Raw genomic sequence first — 16,657 nt, forward strand, 5'->3', positions numbered from 1 at the left:
CGAATCGTCAGCACGCTATGGGGTCCGAATAGACCTGGAATCGACCTTATCGGGACGAATAAGGATATGAGGATTCGTTAGATTCGCAAAAAAGCGAAATAACGGCAAATAGCGATAGGAGGATTCGTTAGGTGTTAGGTGCAGGCTGCGCTGCGGAGTGCAGCCTGCGCGATGCTGTGGAGTGCAGGCATCTTTACTTTCCGCAGCCGGAAAGTGAGCGCACGCAACACGAAAGGCCCGTCTCCTCCAGGAGACGGGCTTTTTGAAATACTTTTCCCTCGCGGGATAGGGCTTCGCTTTTGCATGAATGAAGCATGCGCGATGAAGGCCGCTCCGTCGAAGCGCATGCTGCGCCTTAAAGCGGAGGCATCGTCGGCGGCCGCGTGTCGTCGTTTTCTTCGACTTCGACCGGCGCGGTGAACGCATCGGCTTCAAGCAGAGGCGCGACCATCGCGGCCATCTCGCTGCGCGTAACCTTTTTGTTCGGGTTCAGCGTTCCCGTCTCGGTCGGCACAATCAGACCGGCCGCGTAGGCGGCGCCCACATCGTCGAGCGCCCAGACCGGAATATTGCCGACGCCGCCCAGACCTTCGGGCAGCGGCTGCGATTCCAGATGCGCGGCGCGGGCGACCATGGCCGCCGCTTCGGCGCGCGTGACCGGCTGTTTCGGTCCGAAAACGTCGCCGTCCAGATAGCCTTCGTAGAGGCCGGCCGCTGTCAGGCCGCCGACGTAACGGATCGCCCAATCGGGGATCGGGTCCGTGAAATAAACGTCGAAAATGCTGCCGTTCGCGTTCATCGCCCGGCCCAGAATAACACTAAAGTCGGCCCGGCCGATTTCCGCTTGCGGGCGGAACTTGCGGTCTTTGGCTGGCTTGACGATCTCGGCTTCGTACAGGGCCAGAATCGCTTCGCGGTTCGGATCCTTGAGAATATCGTAGAACGGGTCCGGCACCGCAGGCACGGCCGGGGTCGTCGGTTTGACGGTCGACGGCGTTCCGGTCGATGGCGTCGTCGGCTTGACCGTCGACGGCGTTCCCGTTGGCGGAGTCGTCGGCGTTGTCGTCGACGGCGTTCCCGTTGGCGGAGTCGTCGACGGCGTTCCGGTCGACGGCGTCGTCGGCCGGGTCACCGGCCGGGTCGACGGTACGAGCGCCGGCTGGGCCGGCGTCACGGCCGGATCGACGGCGGCGGGCTCGACGTCAGACGCCGCGGATGGCGTCGAAGCGGACGGCGTCGCGGCCGCGGGCGTTTCGCCCGAAGCCGGTACGGCGGTTTCGCCGGTCGGCGCCACTTGAGGCGAAACGGTCTCGCCGGACGAAGGGGCGGCGGAAGCCCCGGATGAGTTCGAAGGGGCTGTCGTTTGCGCTTTCGCGGCCGGCAGGTTCAACGACGGCGAGAGAATCAGCGCCGCAGCGGCGAGAATCAGAATACGTTTGCGTACTTTGCTGGTAGTCGGCTTGTGCATAATCGATATCTCCTCCTTTTTCCTCTACTACCATACAAAAAAACGCCCCGCGATGCAAAACGCTTCCAACGTACTCTCTCCCGCTGCCACTCCGGCGATATGCGAACGGGCCGCTGCGATCGTCGCTGCAATACTAACTAGCAGGCTTTCGGATCGAGCGCCGCTTCGATGTGCATGCCCTTCAGCTTGAGCGCGCCGAGACGGCTGCCGTGCGGCAGCGTCGTCAGCGGCGCTCTCTTTTCCCATACCGCAACATACGAACCCGGCTCCCTGCATCGCAGCATTCGGACACATTGCTTTAAGCGATATCGTCACGCATAATGGTTGAATGATCATTTACCGACACAAGGAGGATTTTTCAGATGACTTTAAAAAGCCGCTTTGACTTCCACACGCAGATCGACCGTCTGCAGAGCGCTTCGGAGAAGTGGGATTCCCGCGAAAAAATATTCGGAGCGCCCGACGCGCTGCCGCTCTGGGTCGCCGACATGGACTTCGCCGCGCCGCAGGAAGTGCTCGATGCCATGCACAAACGGGTGGATCACGGCGTATTCGGCTATACGTTCCGCACGCCGGGCTATTTCGATTCGGTCGTCAACTGGATGCGCGAGCGGCACGATTGGAACATCGACCCGGAATGGATCACGTTCACGCCGGGCGTCGTGCCTGCGCTCGCTTTTGCCGTCGAGACGTTTACGCAGCCGGGCGACAAAATCGCGATCCAGACGCCGGTCTATCCGCCGTTCTACAACGTCGTGCGCGAGAACGGCCGCGAACTGGTGACCAACCCGCTGATTGCCAAAGAAAACGGCGATTACGAGATGGACTTCGACGATCTGGAGCGCAAACTGGCGGACGGCGTCAAGATGCTGATCCTGTGCAGTCCGCACAACCCGGTCGGACGGATCTGGTCGCGCCCCAACCTTACCCGGCTGGCGGAGATCTGCCTCAAGCATGGCGTACTCGTCATCGCCGACGAGATTCACGCCGACCTCATCTTCGAACCGAAGTCGCATATCCCGTTCGCTTCGGTCTCGGAAGCCGCGCGCGATAACTGTATCGTCTGTACCGCGCCGAGCAAAACGTTCAACCTGGCGGGATTGTGCGTGTCGAACATCGTGATCCCGAACGAAAATCTGCGCCTCGCCTTTGAACGCACCGTCGCCAAAATGCACGGCCTCGGCTCGATCAGCACGCTGGGCGCGACAGCGACCGAAGCGGCCTACACGCACGGCGGCGAATGGCTCGACGAACTGCTGGTCTACGTCCGCGCCAACATGGAATACGTGCAGGCGCAGATTGCGGAGCATCTGCCGGAACTGTCGGTCAAGCTGCCGGAAGCGACCTATCTGCTGTGGATCGACTTCCGCGGCCTCGGCCTGAACGCCGAGGAGCTGAACCGGTTCCTGCTGCACGAAGCGGGCCTCGCCCTTAACGACGGCACGATGTTCGGCGTCGAAGCCGCGGGCTTCATGCGCATGAACGTCGCCTGCTCGCGCGTGATCGTGGAACAGGCGATGGAGCAGTTGAAAACGGCGGCAGCCGAGCTGCGCTCCTCCCGCGCGCAGGGCTGATTCGCGGATGTTGACGCAGGGCTCGGGTGCGAGTTCGGACCCGGGTTCGGACGCGGATTTAGGCGCAGGTTTGGACCCGGGCCCGGGTACGGTTTCGGGCGCGGACAGTTGTGAATAAAGTTTGAATGTGGAAAAAAGCTTCCGAGTTGGCTTCGGGAGCTTTTTTTGCGTTTAGCGTTTTATGTTTTGCGGGGGATGGAAGTTGGGTTGGAGGGGAATGTTGCTTTTTGATCAACATTTCGACCCTCGATCGCTCTTTTTACATGAAATGTTGCCTTTTGATCAACATTTTGAGTGAAATCGGCCGTTGTAGAGGCGAATAGGCGGAAAATGTTGCTTTTTAGGCAACATTTCGGCCTTTGATCGCTTTTTTCGGTCAAAATGCTGCCTTTTAATCAACATTTCCCCCGCGGCCTCCATTTCAAACTCGCCCATCCTCCACGGCATTTGCATCCAACCCTTCAACCTTCGACCTCTCATCTCCAATCTTCCACTCATCCAACTACCCAATCAAACTCCAAAAAGCGCACTCCCCTGCTATCCCGGAAAAGGCGCCTCCATCTGGCTTTTCTTCATTACTCTAAACTCTCTCGATTCCCGGAACCCTCGAATCCCTCGGCCCCCGGCAATCCGCACTCTCCGGAATCCCCGACAATCCTCACACCCCGGAGACCGTACCGGCTCCCTGCTTGCGCCGCACGTTGCGCATGACGAAGCGGCTCTCCGGCAGCGCCGGCATGCGGGACAGGCTCAGGCCAAGGTCCTGCGCCGGTACTTCGTATTCCAGCCGGTTCGCCAGATACTCCAGGCTTACCGCCATGGCGTCGATCGTCAGCCATTCGCCGGCGCAGCGGTGGTCGCCTCTGCCCTGCGGGATCAGGTCGAACGGGCTGCCGCCCCAATGCTCGAACCGCTCCGGCTTGAATGCGTCCGGTTCGTCCCACAGCTTGGGATCGTGCGTCGTGCCGTAGATATCGAGCAGCACCATCGTGCCTTCTTCGAACTCGTGGCCCTGCCACGTAAAATCGTGGATGACCGAGGCGCCGAGAAACGGCGTAAACGGATAATACCGGCGCGTCTCCTGCACGAACCACTGCCGGTATTTGCTTTCGTCCGCGGCCAGCTTGGCCCGGTAGGCCGGGTGCTCGTGCAGGGCGATCGCGCTGAACACGACGTAGCGCCCGATCGCCACGATCGGCCGCACGATATTGATCAGCTCGATCGCCGCCATCCGGGCATCCAGTTCGCGGTCCTGCAGATCGCGGTGGAACGCCATCGCATAAGCGGCCGTGTCGGCCGGAGCTTTCACCTCGCCGGCGCGCAGGTCGAGGATGTAGCCTTCGAGCCAGTCTTCGATGCGTCTGCGCGCCCGGCGGCCCGCCGCATGCCGCGGACCGACCGCACCGAAAGCCTCGACCATATCGCCCATGTCGTCGGCACGCTGCCGGGCGGTCTCTTCTTCGACCGGCACGCCGGCCCAGCGGCACGCCGCGCGGTACAGCAGTTCCTGCGACTCGCCGAACAGCTCAAGCTGCTCAAGCTTTTCCCATCTGCCGGCCGCCGCTTCCCATTCTTCCGCCAGCAGCTTCATGAACACGTCGAGCCGCTCGCGCGACATGAGCGACATGAACAGCATCTTGCGGTGGCGATGCGCGTCGCCGTCCAGCGTCTGGATCGCGTCCACGCCGAACAGCGATTTCTGGATGCGTTTCGGAATCGCGCCGGATCGTTTGAACTTCGTCGTATCGTAGAACAGCTCGGCCGCTTCCTTGCCCCCGATGCAGATCGCTTTTTGCCCGAGCAGCCGGGTCTGGAAAATTACCTCGTTCGCCGCAAAAGAAAACGCGAAAAAAGTCTCGCGTTTCGTGCAGAAGCAGTGAACCAAACCGCCGCCGCGGACGATAACATAGTTAGCTGACAGTTCGGCGCCTTCGTATTTTCACGTATTCAACCTCAACCAGAAAGAAGGGAAACCCGCTACATGCCGACCAAGTTCGAAAGACATTCCTCCACCCTCATCTTCTATACGCTGGAATCGCTGTTGATTTCGTTGTATCCGATTTTTGCAATCCTGTGGCTGACCGGACTCGTGTCCCTCGCAAGCACCCTGACCGTGCTCGGCATCAATGTCCTGCTGATCGGTGGCTACTACGCCCTCTATCGGGGAACCGCCGGCAGGGAATGGGGCAAATACGCGCTCGTCCTTGGCTGTTTCGTAGTCGGCAACATTCTGTTCCTGTTCATCCCGAGCGGCGTGATCTGGGTCGCGATGTTCATCTACGTGACGCTGTCGCTCGTCTATCTGTCGAAGCCCGTCGTCGTGCTGGCGGCGATCGCCGGCGTGCTCTCCCTGACGTTCCAACTGCTGCTCAATCCTTACGTGCCAGCGTATTCCGCGTTCGATTACGCCGTGATATACATCGTCATGATCATGGTCGGCGCCTGCAGCTATGCGGTGTGCGTCATCGGGCGCAACATGCTGGACGAATCGGTTCGGCAAAAAAACGTCATCGAAGAACTGCTCGGCAAAGTCGAAAGTTCTGCGATCGAGCTCAAAACGTTCGGCGAAGCGGTCGCTTCCGGCGCGGGCGAGACGAGCCGGCTCGCGGAAGAAGCCGCCGGCAGCTTCTCCGAGATCTCCAAAGGCATCGAGATCCAGGCCGAGAACATTCAGGAAATCAACGAAGCGATGATCCAATCCGGCGACAATATCGAGCGGATCCGGCGCGAGACGGGCGAGATGAACGCATTGTCGCTCAGCACGACGCGGCTGACCGAAGCGGGCAGCCTCAAAGCGGCCGAGCTGCGCGGCGACATGTCGCATATGCGGGGCAGCATGAGCGAGACGGCGGCGCAGGTCGGCCTGCTGAACCGGTATGCCGAAGAAGCGCAGGCGATCCTGACCGCCATTACCGAAATCGCCAACCAGACGAACCTGCTGTCGCTGAACGCAAGTATCGAAGCGGCCCGGGCGGGCGAACAGGGCCGCGGCTTCGCGGTCGTCGCCGGCGAGATCCGCAGCCTGTCCGGCAACGTGCAGACGTCCGCCGCGGACATAGCGGGGCTGCTTGAGCAGATCCGCAGCCAGACGGGCGTCGTGGCCGACTCGGTGCGCCTGAACGAATCGACGATCGAAGGGCTGGAGAGCCGGACATCCGAGACCGGCGAACTGTTCGGGCGCATTACGCAGGACGCCGCGAACGTGCTGGCCAAATCGGCCGAGATCAGCGAGAATATCAACAGCCTGCGGCAGTTCAACGGCGGCATCGCCGGCCAGGTGTCCGACTTCTCGGCGATCAGCCAGCAGACGTCCGCTTCGGTCGAACTGGCCGCAAGCGGCGTCTACCGCCAGCGCGATGCCGTGCGGCAGATAGCCGACAGCGTGACGCAGCTCGACGGCATGATCGAAGCGCTGCGCGGATTGACCCTGCTGCAGGGTGACGAACCGGGCAGCGTGAAAATTTCCTAAAAAGTCCTTTTTTATAAAAATATTTTCTCCCTGCACAACTTTTATCCGGGTCGCCTCGTCCGAACAGGAAGAGGTGATGGCATGCGCAGTATTTACGAACTTGTCCGCTCCAAAAAGAATCGAACCGAAGCTTCCAAATCCGAAGCATTCAAATCCGACACAGGCAAAGCCGCCGCAGACAGCTCCGCAGCCGGCCAACCGCAAAGAGTCAAGCCGCGAGTCTTCGCCTGGCTGCTTCCGCTTGCGCTGCTGGCCGGCTGCTCGATCGAAGCGAAGCCCGAGCCTCCGCAGCCCACTTCGGCAAACTCCGCTTCCGGGCAGGACGCGGTGCCCCGGGAGCTGACCATTTCCAAAAATACCGTCAACAGCAGCCGGGATGAATGCAAAGGGACCCTCGACTACCTGGGCGCCTTGATGTTGAACGATAACTACTACTTCCAGAACCGAACGACCGAACAAATTCCGCCCGGGCTAATCGGCGAGAAAATAACGGAAGTCGGTTACACGTTATCCGACGATGCCTGCCAGGATTACGTGATGCGAAACGGCGACGCTACTCTTGTTCCGACGGGAACTCCGATTTATAAGATGAACGGGTACCGTTCTTCCTTCCGCGTCATAACCGGCGGGCAAATCTTTGAAGTCAACGACAACCCACAGGCCAGGACGATCGGCGACCTGTACGATATCGAAGGCAAAGTGCTGCGAATCAGCCGGGAGAGCGGGAATGACGGCAGCCCCATGTGGGATTTCAGCGCAGCGGATACCGAAGCGTTCATCGCCGATATGCTGTCCCTGAACTACGTCGGCTTCGACGAGATTTACAAAAACAACCCGCCCGAGAATAATATCTTTCTGCGTATCCATCTGCGGGACGGCACTTCCATGAGGATCACGTACGGCCCCAAAGCCAATACGCTGACGAGCGGGGCTTACGGGACCGAACGGATGCGCGAAATCGTGTTAAAACGTCCGTGAGCCGCTGTCGGTGCCGATGCCGATGCCGCTGCCGTCGGAAGCTTCGGTTCGGACTCCGGACTGTACAGAGCTTTCCTGTCTCTTACTGATAAAAAATACCGATAAAAAAAGCTGCAAGGACGCTTTCGCGTTCCTGCAGCTTTTTTGCTGTCCAATCTGCTACGACTTCTTGCCCACCTGCGCCAGATCGTCCAGCCGGATATGCCCGATCTCGTCGACGATCAGGTCCGCCTGCGTCAAGTCCTGGTTGCCGGAGTTCGGATTGACGTATCCGATACAGGCCATGCCGGCCGCTTTGGCGGCGGCGATGCCGTGCCGGGCGTCTTCGAGCACGACGCAGCGCGCCGGATCGGCGCCGAGCAGCTCGGCCGCGCGCAGGTACACGTCCGGCGACGGCTTGCCGCGCGGCACTTCTTCGCTGCTGACGACGAAATCGAATTCGCCCTGCAGCCCGAACTTGTCCAGCACCGCTTCGATGAAGACGCGGGGCGACGACGACGCGATCGCGCGCGGAATGCCGCCTCGCCGCAGCTCCGCGAGCAGCTCCCGAATGCCGGGGATCGGCTCCATTTGCGCGGCGTGCAGCACGCCGAGCTTGATGCCGAGCTGGTATTCGATAATCTCTTCCACCGTCTGGCTCATGCCGTATTCGCCGCGCAGGATGCTCCAGAACTCCGGATTGGTCATGCCGACGTATCCTTCGAGCTGCTCCTGCGTAATCGAATGGCCGTAATATTCCAGCACCTGCCGGTCCACGTCGAAGTGCAGCGGCTCGCTGTCGATAATGACGCCGTCCATGTCGAAAATAAACGCTTCGATCATCGTTTTTCTCCTCCTCGTATCGCGTATTCCTTTTCACCTTAACCGGAGCCGCTTTTTTTCGCAAATTCTTCATCGTTTCGACGATTGCCCCGGGCCGCATAAGTACGTATAATATTTCACATAGGGTCATTCCTTTGAAAATACGTTATTCAAATTTGAAATCCGATCCGAAAGGACTTGAACACTCATGAGATTCTCTATCGGAATGCGGAATATCAAAACGGCCGTCGCCGTACTGCTCAGTATTCTGATCTCTTTCGCGCTCGATCTGGAATATCCGTTCTACGCGGCTATCGCTACCGTCATCGCCATGGAAAGTTCGATCGCAAGTTCCTACACCGCCGGCAAAAACCGCACGATGGGCACGCTCGTCGGCGCCGCTTTCGGCGGTTTGTTCGCTTTTATCGAGCCGCATAACGCTTATCTGTCCGCCTTCGGCATCGTCTGCGTCATCGCGGTCTGCAATCTGCTGAAATGGAACAAATCCGTCTCGATCGCCTGCATCGTGTTTCTCGCGATCATGCTCAATCTGCGCATCGGGGAGCCGCCTTTTCTGTACGCTCTGCATCGGGTGCTCGATACGCTGCTCGGGATCGGCGTCGCCGTTCTCGTCAATTATTTCCTGATTCCGCCCAAGCACGACCGCAATCTGGAACGGTCGAGGCTGGCGGTGCGCCGTCATCTGACTTCGCTCGCCCACCAACTGCTGCGGCAGGGCGGAGGCGTGCATATCAGTCCGCTCAAAAAAGATCTGGCGGCTCTGCAAAAAGCATGCGACACGTACAAGGAAGAATTCGATCCGGTCCGCAGCAAAAGCCAGGATCTCGTCTCGCGTATCGAGCAGGAACTCGACGTCTACCGCAATACGTATTCGCATATGCGCATGATCCGCCTGCTGACCGACCACGATCCCGAAGGCATCGCGAACATCGGCAGCAGCCTGCTGCAGCACTCGAATCAACAAGCCGACGGCGCCTTGCCTGCCGATGCCCAGGCGGTCATCTACAGCTATCACGTCGCCTGCATCCTCGGCGAACTTCAGACGCTGGGCCTCCTCGTGCCGACGCATATCGCGTATCCGTTCGAAACCGTCCCGGCCGGCGCACACTCCGGCCCAGCCCCGGACCCCGCGCGGCGCAGCGGCGCTCAGTCCGCTCCCGCGCAGCCTGACGGCGCTCCGGCTCGGCCGCCCGGCCCCGTCTCCGGGCCCAAGCCGTATTCCGTGCCGGGCCGCTCCTGAACCAAAAAGCGTTCCGGGTACCCGGAACGCTTTTTGTGTCGCAGAGCGGCGCCATGCGCCCAAGACCGAAACCGGCCCCGGCTCGGCGAATAGCGCCTGCCCCACTTACCGGTACTGCCGCATGAACCGTTCCATCAGGTACGTGAACGGTTCGTTGTAGTAGCTCGGGAAGTACATATCGCTGCCGTGGGTGCCGAACGGCATCTCGACGAGCGCAACTGCGTCGTTCCCCGCTTCGCGGTAAGCCTGGACGAAATCGCGGGCGACCTGCACGCCCACGACGCCGTCGTTGACGCCCTGGTAGATCAGGGCGGGCGGACTGTCGGCGGTGACGAGCAGCGACGGATCGGACAAGCCGTCCGCTCCGCCGATGCCGAGGTCTTTCGCCAGTCCGTTGGCCGGATAGAACGGAATGATCCCTTTGACCGTCATGCCGGGATCGAACAGCCCTTTGAATTCCGGGTTGGCCGGCGCAAGTCCCGCCGCGGCCGCGAGCTGTCCGCCCGCCGAACCGCCGGAGAAGAAGACGGACTGCGTATTCGCGCCGTATTCGTCCGCATGTTCGACCATATACGTCGTGAACAGCCCGATATGCCGCACCATGTCGCCGATATCGAAATCGCCGACGACCTGCTCCGGCACGACGGCCGATTTCACGAATTTCTCCTTGTTGCTCAGGCCGTACTGCACGTCGAACACGACGTATCCCTGAGCGGCGAAATATTTGTTCATCTGGGCGTAGTTGCCTGCGCCCTTGTCCCCGATCGTCCAGCCGCCGCCGTGTACGCGGATCAGCACGGAGTTCTGCCCCGGCAGATTCTGCGCGCCGGCCGGCGGCATGTACACGTCGAACGCCAGCTTCTTGCCGGCGTCTTTGCCTTCGATTCCTTCATAGTAGACGATATCGGTCTTCACCCGGTAATCGCCCGTCTTGGCGCCGTAGAAGTAATCCGGCAGCAGAAAAGCGCTGCGCATAAACGCGGGATCTGCCACGCTCATCGGATCTTCGCCGAACGCTTTCGTATACGCGTCCTGCGCTTCGTTCACGATCTTCGGCGCGGAAGCGAGCGGCAGCGCGCAGCCGATCAGGATCAGCAGGCCGGCCAGCCGCACGGCGCCGCGGAACGTCGAGCGCCAGAATCCTTTTTTGAGACCGTACATTTTGACCAGCAGCGCGGCCGCCCCGAGAAAGATCAGGCCGAAGAAAAGCGCGTATTCCGGCACGATGACTTCCAGCAGGCCCGGATCGATGCCCGCCACCAGAACGGCGCATATGTACAAGCCCACCGCCAGATTAAGCAGAAGCCAGATCGTCAGCAGCCCTTTGCCGATCCGGCCGAGAACGCTGCCGCCTTTTTGGCCGTATGCCGAGTAGCCGCCGCTTCCGCGCGCGTCTTCCTTATCCTCCGTGCCGGACTGCATCCGCAGCCAGGCGATGACCGCGCCGAACGCAAGCAGCGCAAGCAGGATGATCGCCGTCGCCATATGGCGCGAATCGTGATCGGACAGCGAAGACGACGCCATCGTATTGAGGATCGGTACCGCCGCAAGGCCCAGCCCATGCAGCACCAGATACCCGTATTCCCAGCGGCGGTTGACTCCCCGGCCCATCGCCAGATGCAGATTGCCGAGCAGCGTCAATAGCAGCAGAACCCCGTACAGATTCCACCAGCCCGCCGGCTGGTCGGTCAGGACGTACCAAATGCCGAGCAGCAGCGACACGAGATTCGCCGCCAGCAGCATCAGCGTACCGAACGTGCGGACCCTGCCGCCGCGCCCTCCTCTTCCTCTAGAATCGTATCCTCCCATTGCGTACAAATCGTTCTCTCCTTTCGACTGTTCCGGTTCTTTTCGACTTCCTTCTATGTATCCTACTCTCCCCGGGCCTCTTTTGTCGAACGTACGCGGCCTGCTCTCTTGTGCCGACGCCGTTTCGAAGCCGCAGAGTTCCCTATTTCGTAAACCCGGCGTCAAAATTATTTTCCCATCGTAAATATTGCCTGTTCCTCTCTGCGATCGGCGTCCGATAATGGTATGATCCGCTTAGACTTTCGACCATTTACGGAAAAGGGGATTGCCATGTCTCAGCTCGCCGCTTCCAAGCCGCCCCGCCGCACCCGCAAACGCGGGAACGCCGGGTTGTTCCTGTCGCTTCCGGTTCTGTCCTGGGCGCTGTACGATTTCGCGAACACCATTTTCTCTTCGAACATCGTTACGATCTTTTTCCCGCTGTATTTGCAGCAGGTGCTCGGCGGGGACGCGCGCATGGACCAGATCGCCAGCACGTTTATCAGCTACGCCAACGCGGCCGCCGGGCTGCTGCTCGTCATCTTCACTCCGCTGCTCGGCGTCTGGATGGACCGGACCGGCCGCAAAAAAGCGCTGCTCGTCCCGTTCGCGCTCGCCGCGATCGCCTGCACGTTCCTAATGGGCTTCGCCGCATACACCGACAGCCCGTCGTCGCTGCTCGGCCTGCCGCTGTCGATCGTGGCGGTGCTGCTCTTTTTTACCGCGGCCAAGTTTTTCTACAATTCCAGCCAGCTGTTCTACGACAATATGCTGCCCGATCTCGCGACCGGTTCGCAGGTGCCGCTTATCTCCGGCTTCGGCGTAGCGGTCGGCTATGTCGGCACGCTGATGGGCCTCGTCGTCTACCTGATCGTGGGCAGCGGCGATTACCCGCTCGCGTTCGTCCTGACCGCCGTGCTGTTCCTGCTGTTCTCGCTGCCGATCATGACGCTGTACAAGGAAAAAGCGCCCGTTCCCGCGTTGAAAGCAGAGAATGCGGCGAGTGCGGTGAGTACGGCGAACAAGTCTTTTTTCAGCGGATACCGGGACATCTACGCGACGTTCAAGGAAGCGAGGCAGCACCGGGCCGTGTTCACGTTTATGGTCGCCTATTTCTTTTTCAATGACGCCGTTGCCACCGCGATCGCCATGATGAGCATCTACGCTACGGCCGTCATGGGCTTCAGCGCCGGGCAGTTCATCCTGCTGTACCTCGTGGCGACCGTCTGGGCGATCATCGGCTCGTTCGCTTTCGGCCATATTACGCGCCGGTTGGGCGGCAAAACGGCGTCGGGACTCGTCGCGCTCGTGCTGATCGCCGCGCTGGTTCTGGCCGCCGCCGCTTTCTCGGACGCCGTTTTCTGGGCCGCGGCCTGCCTGTACGGCGTCGCGATGGGCTCGCTCTGGGTCACGTCGCGCACGATGATCGTCGAACTGTCTCCCCCGGACAAAAGAGGGCAGTTTTTCGGACTGTTCGCTTTTTCCGGCAAGCTGTCTTCCGTGCTCGGTCCGCTCGTGTACGGTTCCGTGACGTGGGCGCTGTCGGGGTACGGGACGCTTGCGAGCCGCGCGGCGCTGCTGTCGCTCGTCGTCATGGCCGTGATCGGACTGTTCGTGCTGCTGCGCGTACCGTACCGCAAACCGGCGGAAGAAGTCGGCCTCTGACTATCGGCTGCGCCGATTCCGCCCTGCCGAGACCTGCTCCGACCGGCGGACGGTTTCGGCTTTTTTGCGTCTCTTTTGTCGAAATTCGGGTTAGAGGCGCACGCAAAGGGTATTTTATAGATGGAGCCGCACACGGGAACATCCCGTATTGTGCGAGGCACAAAACGTTTCTTGATTTTACGCAACCCTTTCACACAACCATTTTACGCAACCGGATGGCTTATGCCGCTGCATGCGGCGCAGGTCCGATCCGTCGACGACGAGGAGGAGTTTGGAATGACGACGAGTTTAACCGCAAAAGTAAAGCTGAACAACGGCGTGGAAATGCCCTGGTTCGGTCTGGGCGTATGGCAGGTTGAAGACGGCGACGAAGCCAAAAATTCCGTCAAAGCGGCGATTAAAGCCGGTTATGTCGGGATCGATACGGCAGCAGCTTACAAAAACGAGAAAAGCGTAGGCGAAGCAATCCGGGAATCCGGCGCCAACCGCGATGATCTGTTCATCACGTCCAAAGTGTGGAACGGCGATCAGGGCTACGACGAGACGCTGGCCGCTTTTGACGCCACGATGGAGAAGCTCGGGCTCGACGTGCTCGACTTGTACCTGATCCACTGGCCGGTCAAAGGCAAATACAAAGACACATGGCGCGCGATGGAAAAGCTGTACAAAGACGGACGCATCCGTTCGATCGGCGTCAGCAACTTCCAGCCGCATCATCTCGACGATCTGCTTGCGGACGCGGAAGTCGTGCCTGCGGTCAATCAGGTGGAATTCCACCCGCTGCTGATCCAGAACGAACTGCTGAACTACTGTGCGCAAAAAGGCATTCAGGTAGAAGCCTGGTCCCCGCTCGCGCGCGGCCTGCTGTTCGATAACGAAGTCGTTAAGGGCCTCGGCGACAAATACGGCAAATCCCCGGCGCAGATTCTGCTCCGCTGGGTGCTCGACAAAGGTGTGGTCGTGCTGACCCGCTCCGTCAAGGAGAGCCGCATCGTCGAAAATGCCGATCTGTTCGATTTCACGCTGACGCCGGAAGACGTGACCGCGCTCGAAGCGCTGAACAAAAACGAACGCACTGGCCCGGACCCGGACAACTTCAACTTCTGATCCGGTCCGAACCGATCGGAAGCCGGGCATAAACAGAAAGTTGAACCGCCGTCTTCCTTCGGGAAGGCGGTTTTTTTGAGACGGCGCCGGGCGCCCACACCAACGATTTCCGGGGAGGTTCACATGTCCACATTGACCAAAGCCATTTCGATTGCCGCCCGCTGCCACGAAGGCCAGACGGACAAAGGCGGCAGCCCTTACGTCTTCCACCCGCTGCGGCTGATGCTCAAAGCGCTTACCGAACAAGAACAGATCGTCGCCGTGCTGCACGACACGATCGAAGACAGCGACCTGACGCTTGACGACCTGCGCAGCGAAGGGTTCGCCGAAGAGATCGTCGAAGCCGTCGATCGCCTGTCGCGCCGGGAAGACGAGAACTATCACGAATTCATTCTGCGCATCAAGGAGAACCGGTTGGCCTCGCGGGTAAAGATCCTCGACCTGCAGGACAATATGGACCTGACCCGCATCAAAAAGCCGTCCGAGAAAGACCGCAAGCGCCTGGAAAAATACAGCCGGGCGCTGGATACGCTGCTGTCGCACGACGGGTAAGGCCGGTAAGGCGAGTGCGGCCAAGGCGGATAAAGCCAACGCTGATGAGGTCGATAAGGCGGATCAGGCGGACTGCAAGCGCAGCAGAGGAGCGGACGAGCGGATGAATGTAAGGTCGCGTATTCAACAATAATCATCCCCATACACAGGCGAATAGGGTTGGATGCTCCGGGATGAAGAACGAATCGATACGATGGAGGATACAAAAAAAGCCCCGTGAACTTGGCGATTACGCCAAAATTTGCGGGGCTTTGGTAGTGGTCGGTACGGGCTGTTTTGAAATCATTCAGACTGTGCCGTTCAAGCCGAACGGTCTCGCTGCTTTACTTCTGCCTACCCGTCGCTCGCCGAGACTCCGTCACGCAGGCGGCCAACAAGCAAAATCCGAAGCTCAAATCCCAGGCCGTCATCGTATAGACAGAGAGACGTTCGAACACGGCGGGGTGGCCTAATACCCGGGTGACCATGAGCGCCAACGCGGCCAGCCCCAAGCTGCCGAGCCCGATACCGAGCACGCTCAGCCGGGGACCGAACCGCAGCAGGCGGCCCGATGCGGCTCGGCCCCGTCCGTCGATCTCGGCCGCACTTCGGCGCCGAAGCGACAAGCCGGCCAAGATCAGCGCCAGATTGCCGCCGACGATCGCCAAGCCGGCTCCGACGACGTGCGGGCTCACGCCGTCATACGATTCGCCCGGAAAATAACCGACCATGAAGTTGCCAATGCCGTGGACGACGGCCGCCGCGCAGGCGAGCCTGCCCCATTTGCCCCGGAGCAGCGGCAGCGCAAGCACATACCCGAGCACGAACAACAGGCCGTGCGCCTGAAACCCGAAGTTCATAACGGCCGCAAGCGGCGACAGAATCTCGCGGCCGTCGACGGTCAGCGACCGGGCAACGCCCAGATCGCTGATGTAATTGTAGGCATAGTCGTACGGCGGATTGTGCCAGGCGGCAGCCGATATCGCTTCCGTCCCCACATAGATCAGGGCGGCCAGCATGAACGCGATGCCGCCCGCCGCCATTCGGCCGTGAAGCCGGTCGTGCGTCCGGTTCTCCTGCTGCATCATAGATTCGATTCCTCCGCTTCGGTCGAATAGGGACGAATAAGGCTCGGCGGCGTCAGGCGACGAGCCTAACGCCGCTGCCTCTGCCCGCTTGCTTCCCCGGCTTATTACCCGTATATGCGCCGAATGACCTCTTTGAATTTCGGGTTGCGCATACTCCGCGTTGTGGATCTGGCCCCGGCGAGTCGGTGAGTTGGAACGGGGCGAGATAAGTGTAGGCAGTTCGCTCCGGTGAGCCGGAGTAGGGCGAAATAAGTGCATACAATTCGCTCCGGTAAGCCGAAGTAGGGCGAAATAGGGTGAAATTAGTGCGGGCAGTTCGCCCCGGCGAGCCGGTGAGTCGGAGCGAGGCGAAATAAGTGCGTACGGACCGTTATTTCTTCGTCTGACGGCACCGCTTCGAAATAAATGCATGAGAGCAGTTATTTCGCCTTAAATCTCCTCTTTTCATCGAAATCGGGGCAAATAAGTGTCGTCACGCAATTATTCGCTCAAACCTGGCCTAAATCGCGTAATTAACTGTATTTTCGCATTTAATTGGGTCAGGACCTCCGAAAACGTTCGATTTGCAGGTTTGGCCAGAGCAAAAAGCCGCGTGCGCCCATGTTTGGCGTTAAGCGACTCTCCACTTCCACTTCATGATCAGTGTGGGCGGCCGTTTAGATCTCGTCAACGACGACCTTGCCGTTTGCGTCAAGCAAAGGCGTAAGTCCGCCGGTCGAGTTTGGAAAACTCCACGCGTAGACATAATTGACGCCGGTCTCGCGGTCGACGAGAACGGTGATTTGGGTCGCCCCGATCTCGGGTAGATAATCCGTCGACTTTTCGTAAAAGCGGCTTTCTTTGGACGGGCGGATCAGCATGTCGGGTTCCTCCTTGAGGGTTTTGGGTTAAGGGCTTGGCTTTGGGTGCTTCGGTTTACTGGAGGTC

At 60.0% G+C, this 16,657-nt stretch carries 14 protein-coding genes; 7 read left to right on the forward strand and 7 right to left on the reverse strand.

All coding sequences use genetic code 11. The features are described from left to right. Positions 1-355: 355 nt before the first annotated feature. Positions 356-1,468 (reverse strand): S-layer homology domain-containing protein, encoded by a 1,113-nt coding sequence (locus FTE24_RS16100; RefSeq protein ID WP_150232091.1) that lies wholly within the window; start codon positions 1,466-1,468, stop codon positions 356-358. Between the two features lie 137 nt (positions 1,469-1,605). Further along, positions 1,606-1,752: a hypothetical protein gene (locus FTE24_RS16105; RefSeq protein WP_160441792.1), complete on the reverse strand. Its 147-nt coding sequence runs from the start codon at positions 1,750-1,752 to the stop codon at positions 1,606-1,608. Between the two features lie 78 nt (positions 1,753-1,830). Between FTE24_RS16105 and FTE24_RS16110 the strand changes: the two genes are divergently transcribed. Then, positions 1,831-3,042 (forward strand): MalY/PatB family protein, encoded by a 1,212-nt coding sequence (locus FTE24_RS16110; protein ID WP_150232093.1) that lies wholly within the window; start codon positions 1,831-1,833, stop codon positions 3,040-3,042. A 658-nt stretch (positions 3,043-3,700) separates the two neighbouring features. Here the strand turns inward: FTE24_RS16110 and FTE24_RS16115 are convergent. After that, positions 3,701-4,927, reverse strand: coding sequence for a cytochrome P450 (locus FTE24_RS16115; protein WP_237401791.1), 1,227 nt, complete (start codon positions 4,925-4,927; stop codon positions 3,701-3,703). Between the two features lie 96 nt (positions 4,928-5,023). On the opposite strand from FTE24_RS16115, the gene FTE24_RS16120 reads away from it, so the two are divergent. Next, positions 5,024-6,511, forward strand: a complete 1,488-nt coding sequence (locus FTE24_RS16120) for a methyl-accepting chemotaxis protein (RefSeq protein WP_150232097.1) — start codon at positions 5,024-5,026, stop codon at positions 6,509-6,511. Positions 6,512-6,592: 81 nt separating this feature from the next. Continuing rightward, positions 6,593-7,489, forward strand: a complete 897-nt coding sequence (locus tag FTE24_RS16125; protein ID WP_150232099.1) for a hypothetical protein — start codon at positions 6,593-6,595, stop codon at positions 7,487-7,489. Between the two features lie 159 nt (positions 7,490-7,648). Here the strand turns inward: FTE24_RS16125 and FTE24_RS16130 are convergent, their stop codons facing one another. Further along, complete coding sequence (locus FTE24_RS16130) at positions 7,649-8,311, reverse strand: HAD family hydrolase (RefSeq protein WP_141448641.1); 663 nt, start codon at positions 8,309-8,311, stop codon at positions 7,649-7,651. 205 nt (positions 8,312-8,516) lie between these two features. Here FTE24_RS16130 and FTE24_RS16135 point away from each other — a divergent pair, with 205 nt between their 5' ends. Further along, positions 8,517-9,551 carry an FUSC family protein gene (locus FTE24_RS16135; RefSeq protein ID WP_237401792.1) on the forward strand — a complete coding sequence of 345 codons (1,035 nt, stop codon included), beginning with the start codon at positions 8,517-8,519 and terminating at the stop codon, positions 9,549-9,551. Positions 9,552-9,656: 105 nt separating this feature from the next. Here FTE24_RS16135 and FTE24_RS16140 read toward each other — a convergent pair whose 3' ends face one another. Continuing rightward, entirely contained in the window at positions 9,657-11,360 is a 1,704-nt protein-coding gene (locus FTE24_RS16140; RefSeq protein WP_237401798.1) for an alpha/beta hydrolase, read from the reverse strand. A gap of 270 nt (positions 11,361-11,630) precedes the next feature. On the opposite strand from FTE24_RS16140, the gene FTE24_RS16145 reads away from it, so the two are divergent. From FTE24_RS16145 to FTE24_RS16155, 3 genes are all read left to right on the forward strand, one after another. Then, positions 11,631-13,004: an MFS transporter gene (locus tag FTE24_RS16145; RefSeq protein ID WP_150232105.1), complete on the forward strand. Its 1,374-nt coding sequence runs from the start codon at positions 11,631-11,633 to the stop codon at positions 13,002-13,004. A 276-nt stretch (positions 13,005-13,280) separates the two neighbouring features. After that, positions 13,281-14,111: an aldo/keto reductase gene (locus tag FTE24_RS16150; RefSeq protein WP_150232107.1), complete on the forward strand. Its 831-nt coding sequence runs from the start codon at positions 13,281-13,283 to the stop codon at positions 14,109-14,111. Positions 14,112-14,234: 123 nt separating this feature from the next. Continuing rightward, positions 14,235-14,663, forward strand: a complete 429-nt coding sequence (locus tag FTE24_RS16155) for an HD domain-containing protein (RefSeq protein ID WP_150232109.1) — start codon at positions 14,235-14,237, stop codon at positions 14,661-14,663. Between the two features lie 323 nt (positions 14,664-14,986). Here FTE24_RS16155 and FTE24_RS16160 read toward each other — a convergent pair whose 3' ends face one another. Together FTE24_RS16160 and FTE24_RS16165 are read right to left on the reverse strand one after the other, a co-directional pair. After that, complete coding sequence (locus tag FTE24_RS16160) at positions 14,987-15,730, reverse strand: DUF998 domain-containing protein (protein WP_160441793.1); 744 nt, start codon at positions 15,728-15,730, stop codon at positions 14,987-14,989. Positions 15,731-16,386: 656 nt separating this feature from the next. After that, entirely contained in the window at positions 16,387-16,590 is a 204-nt protein-coding gene (locus FTE24_RS16165) for a DUF6440 family protein (protein WP_150232113.1), read from the reverse strand. Positions 16,591-16,657: the final 67 nt, after the last annotated feature.

The organism is Saccharibacillus sp. WB 17, assembly GCF_008634075.2.
Lineage (GTDB): Bacteria > Bacillota > Bacilli > Paenibacillales > Paenibacillaceae > Saccharibacillus > Saccharibacillus brassicae.

What these genes read in the sequence shown, in the direction of transcription:
- FTE24_RS16140 (WP_237401798.1), bottom strand. Translation starts at nt 11,360, where the DNA reads ATGGGAGGATACGATTCTAGAGGAAGAGGAGGGCGCGGCGGCAGGGTC.
- FTE24_RS16105 (WP_160441792.1), bottom strand. Translation starts at nt 1,752, where the DNA reads ATGCTGCGATGCAGGGAGCCGGGTTCGTATGTTGCGGTATGGGAAAAG.
- FTE24_RS16110 (WP_150232093.1), top strand. Translation starts at nt 1,831, where the DNA reads ATGACTTTAAAAAGCCGCTTTGACTTCCACACGCAGATCGACCGTCTG.
- FTE24_RS16165 (WP_150232113.1), bottom strand. Translation starts at nt 16,590, where the DNA reads ATGCTGATCCGCCCGTCCAAAGAAAGCCGCTTTTACGAAAAGTCGACG.
- FTE24_RS16120 (WP_150232097.1), top strand. Translation starts at nt 5,024, where the DNA reads ATGCCGACCAAGTTCGAAAGACATTCCTCCACCCTCATCTTCTATACG.
- FTE24_RS16150 (WP_150232107.1), top strand. Translation starts at nt 13,281, where the DNA reads ATGACGACGAGTTTAACCGCAAAAGTAAAGCTGAACAACGGCGTGGAA.
- FTE24_RS16145 (WP_150232105.1), top strand. Translation starts at nt 11,631, where the DNA reads ATGTCTCAGCTCGCCGCTTCCAAGCCGCCCCGCCGCACCCGCAAACGC.
- FTE24_RS16160 (WP_160441793.1), bottom strand. Translation starts at nt 15,730, where the DNA reads ATGATGCAGCAGGAGAACCGGACGCACGACCGGCTTCACGGCCGAATG.
- FTE24_RS16125 (WP_150232099.1), top strand. Translation starts at nt 6,593, where the DNA reads ATGCGCAGTATTTACGAACTTGTCCGCTCCAAAAAGAATCGAACCGAA.
- FTE24_RS16130 (WP_141448641.1), bottom strand. Translation starts at nt 8,311, where the DNA reads ATGATCGAAGCGTTTATTTTCGACATGGACGGCGTCATTATCGACAGC.
- FTE24_RS16100 (WP_150232091.1), bottom strand. Translation starts at nt 1,468, where the DNA reads ATGCACAAGCCGACTACCAGCAAAGTACGCAAACGTATTCTGATTCTC.
- FTE24_RS16155 (WP_150232109.1), top strand. Translation starts at nt 14,235, where the DNA reads ATGTCCACATTGACCAAAGCCATTTCGATTGCCGCCCGCTGCCACGAA.
- FTE24_RS16135 (WP_237401792.1), top strand. Translation starts at nt 8,517, where the DNA reads ATGCGGAATATCAAAACGGCCGTCGCCGTACTGCTCAGTATTCTGATC.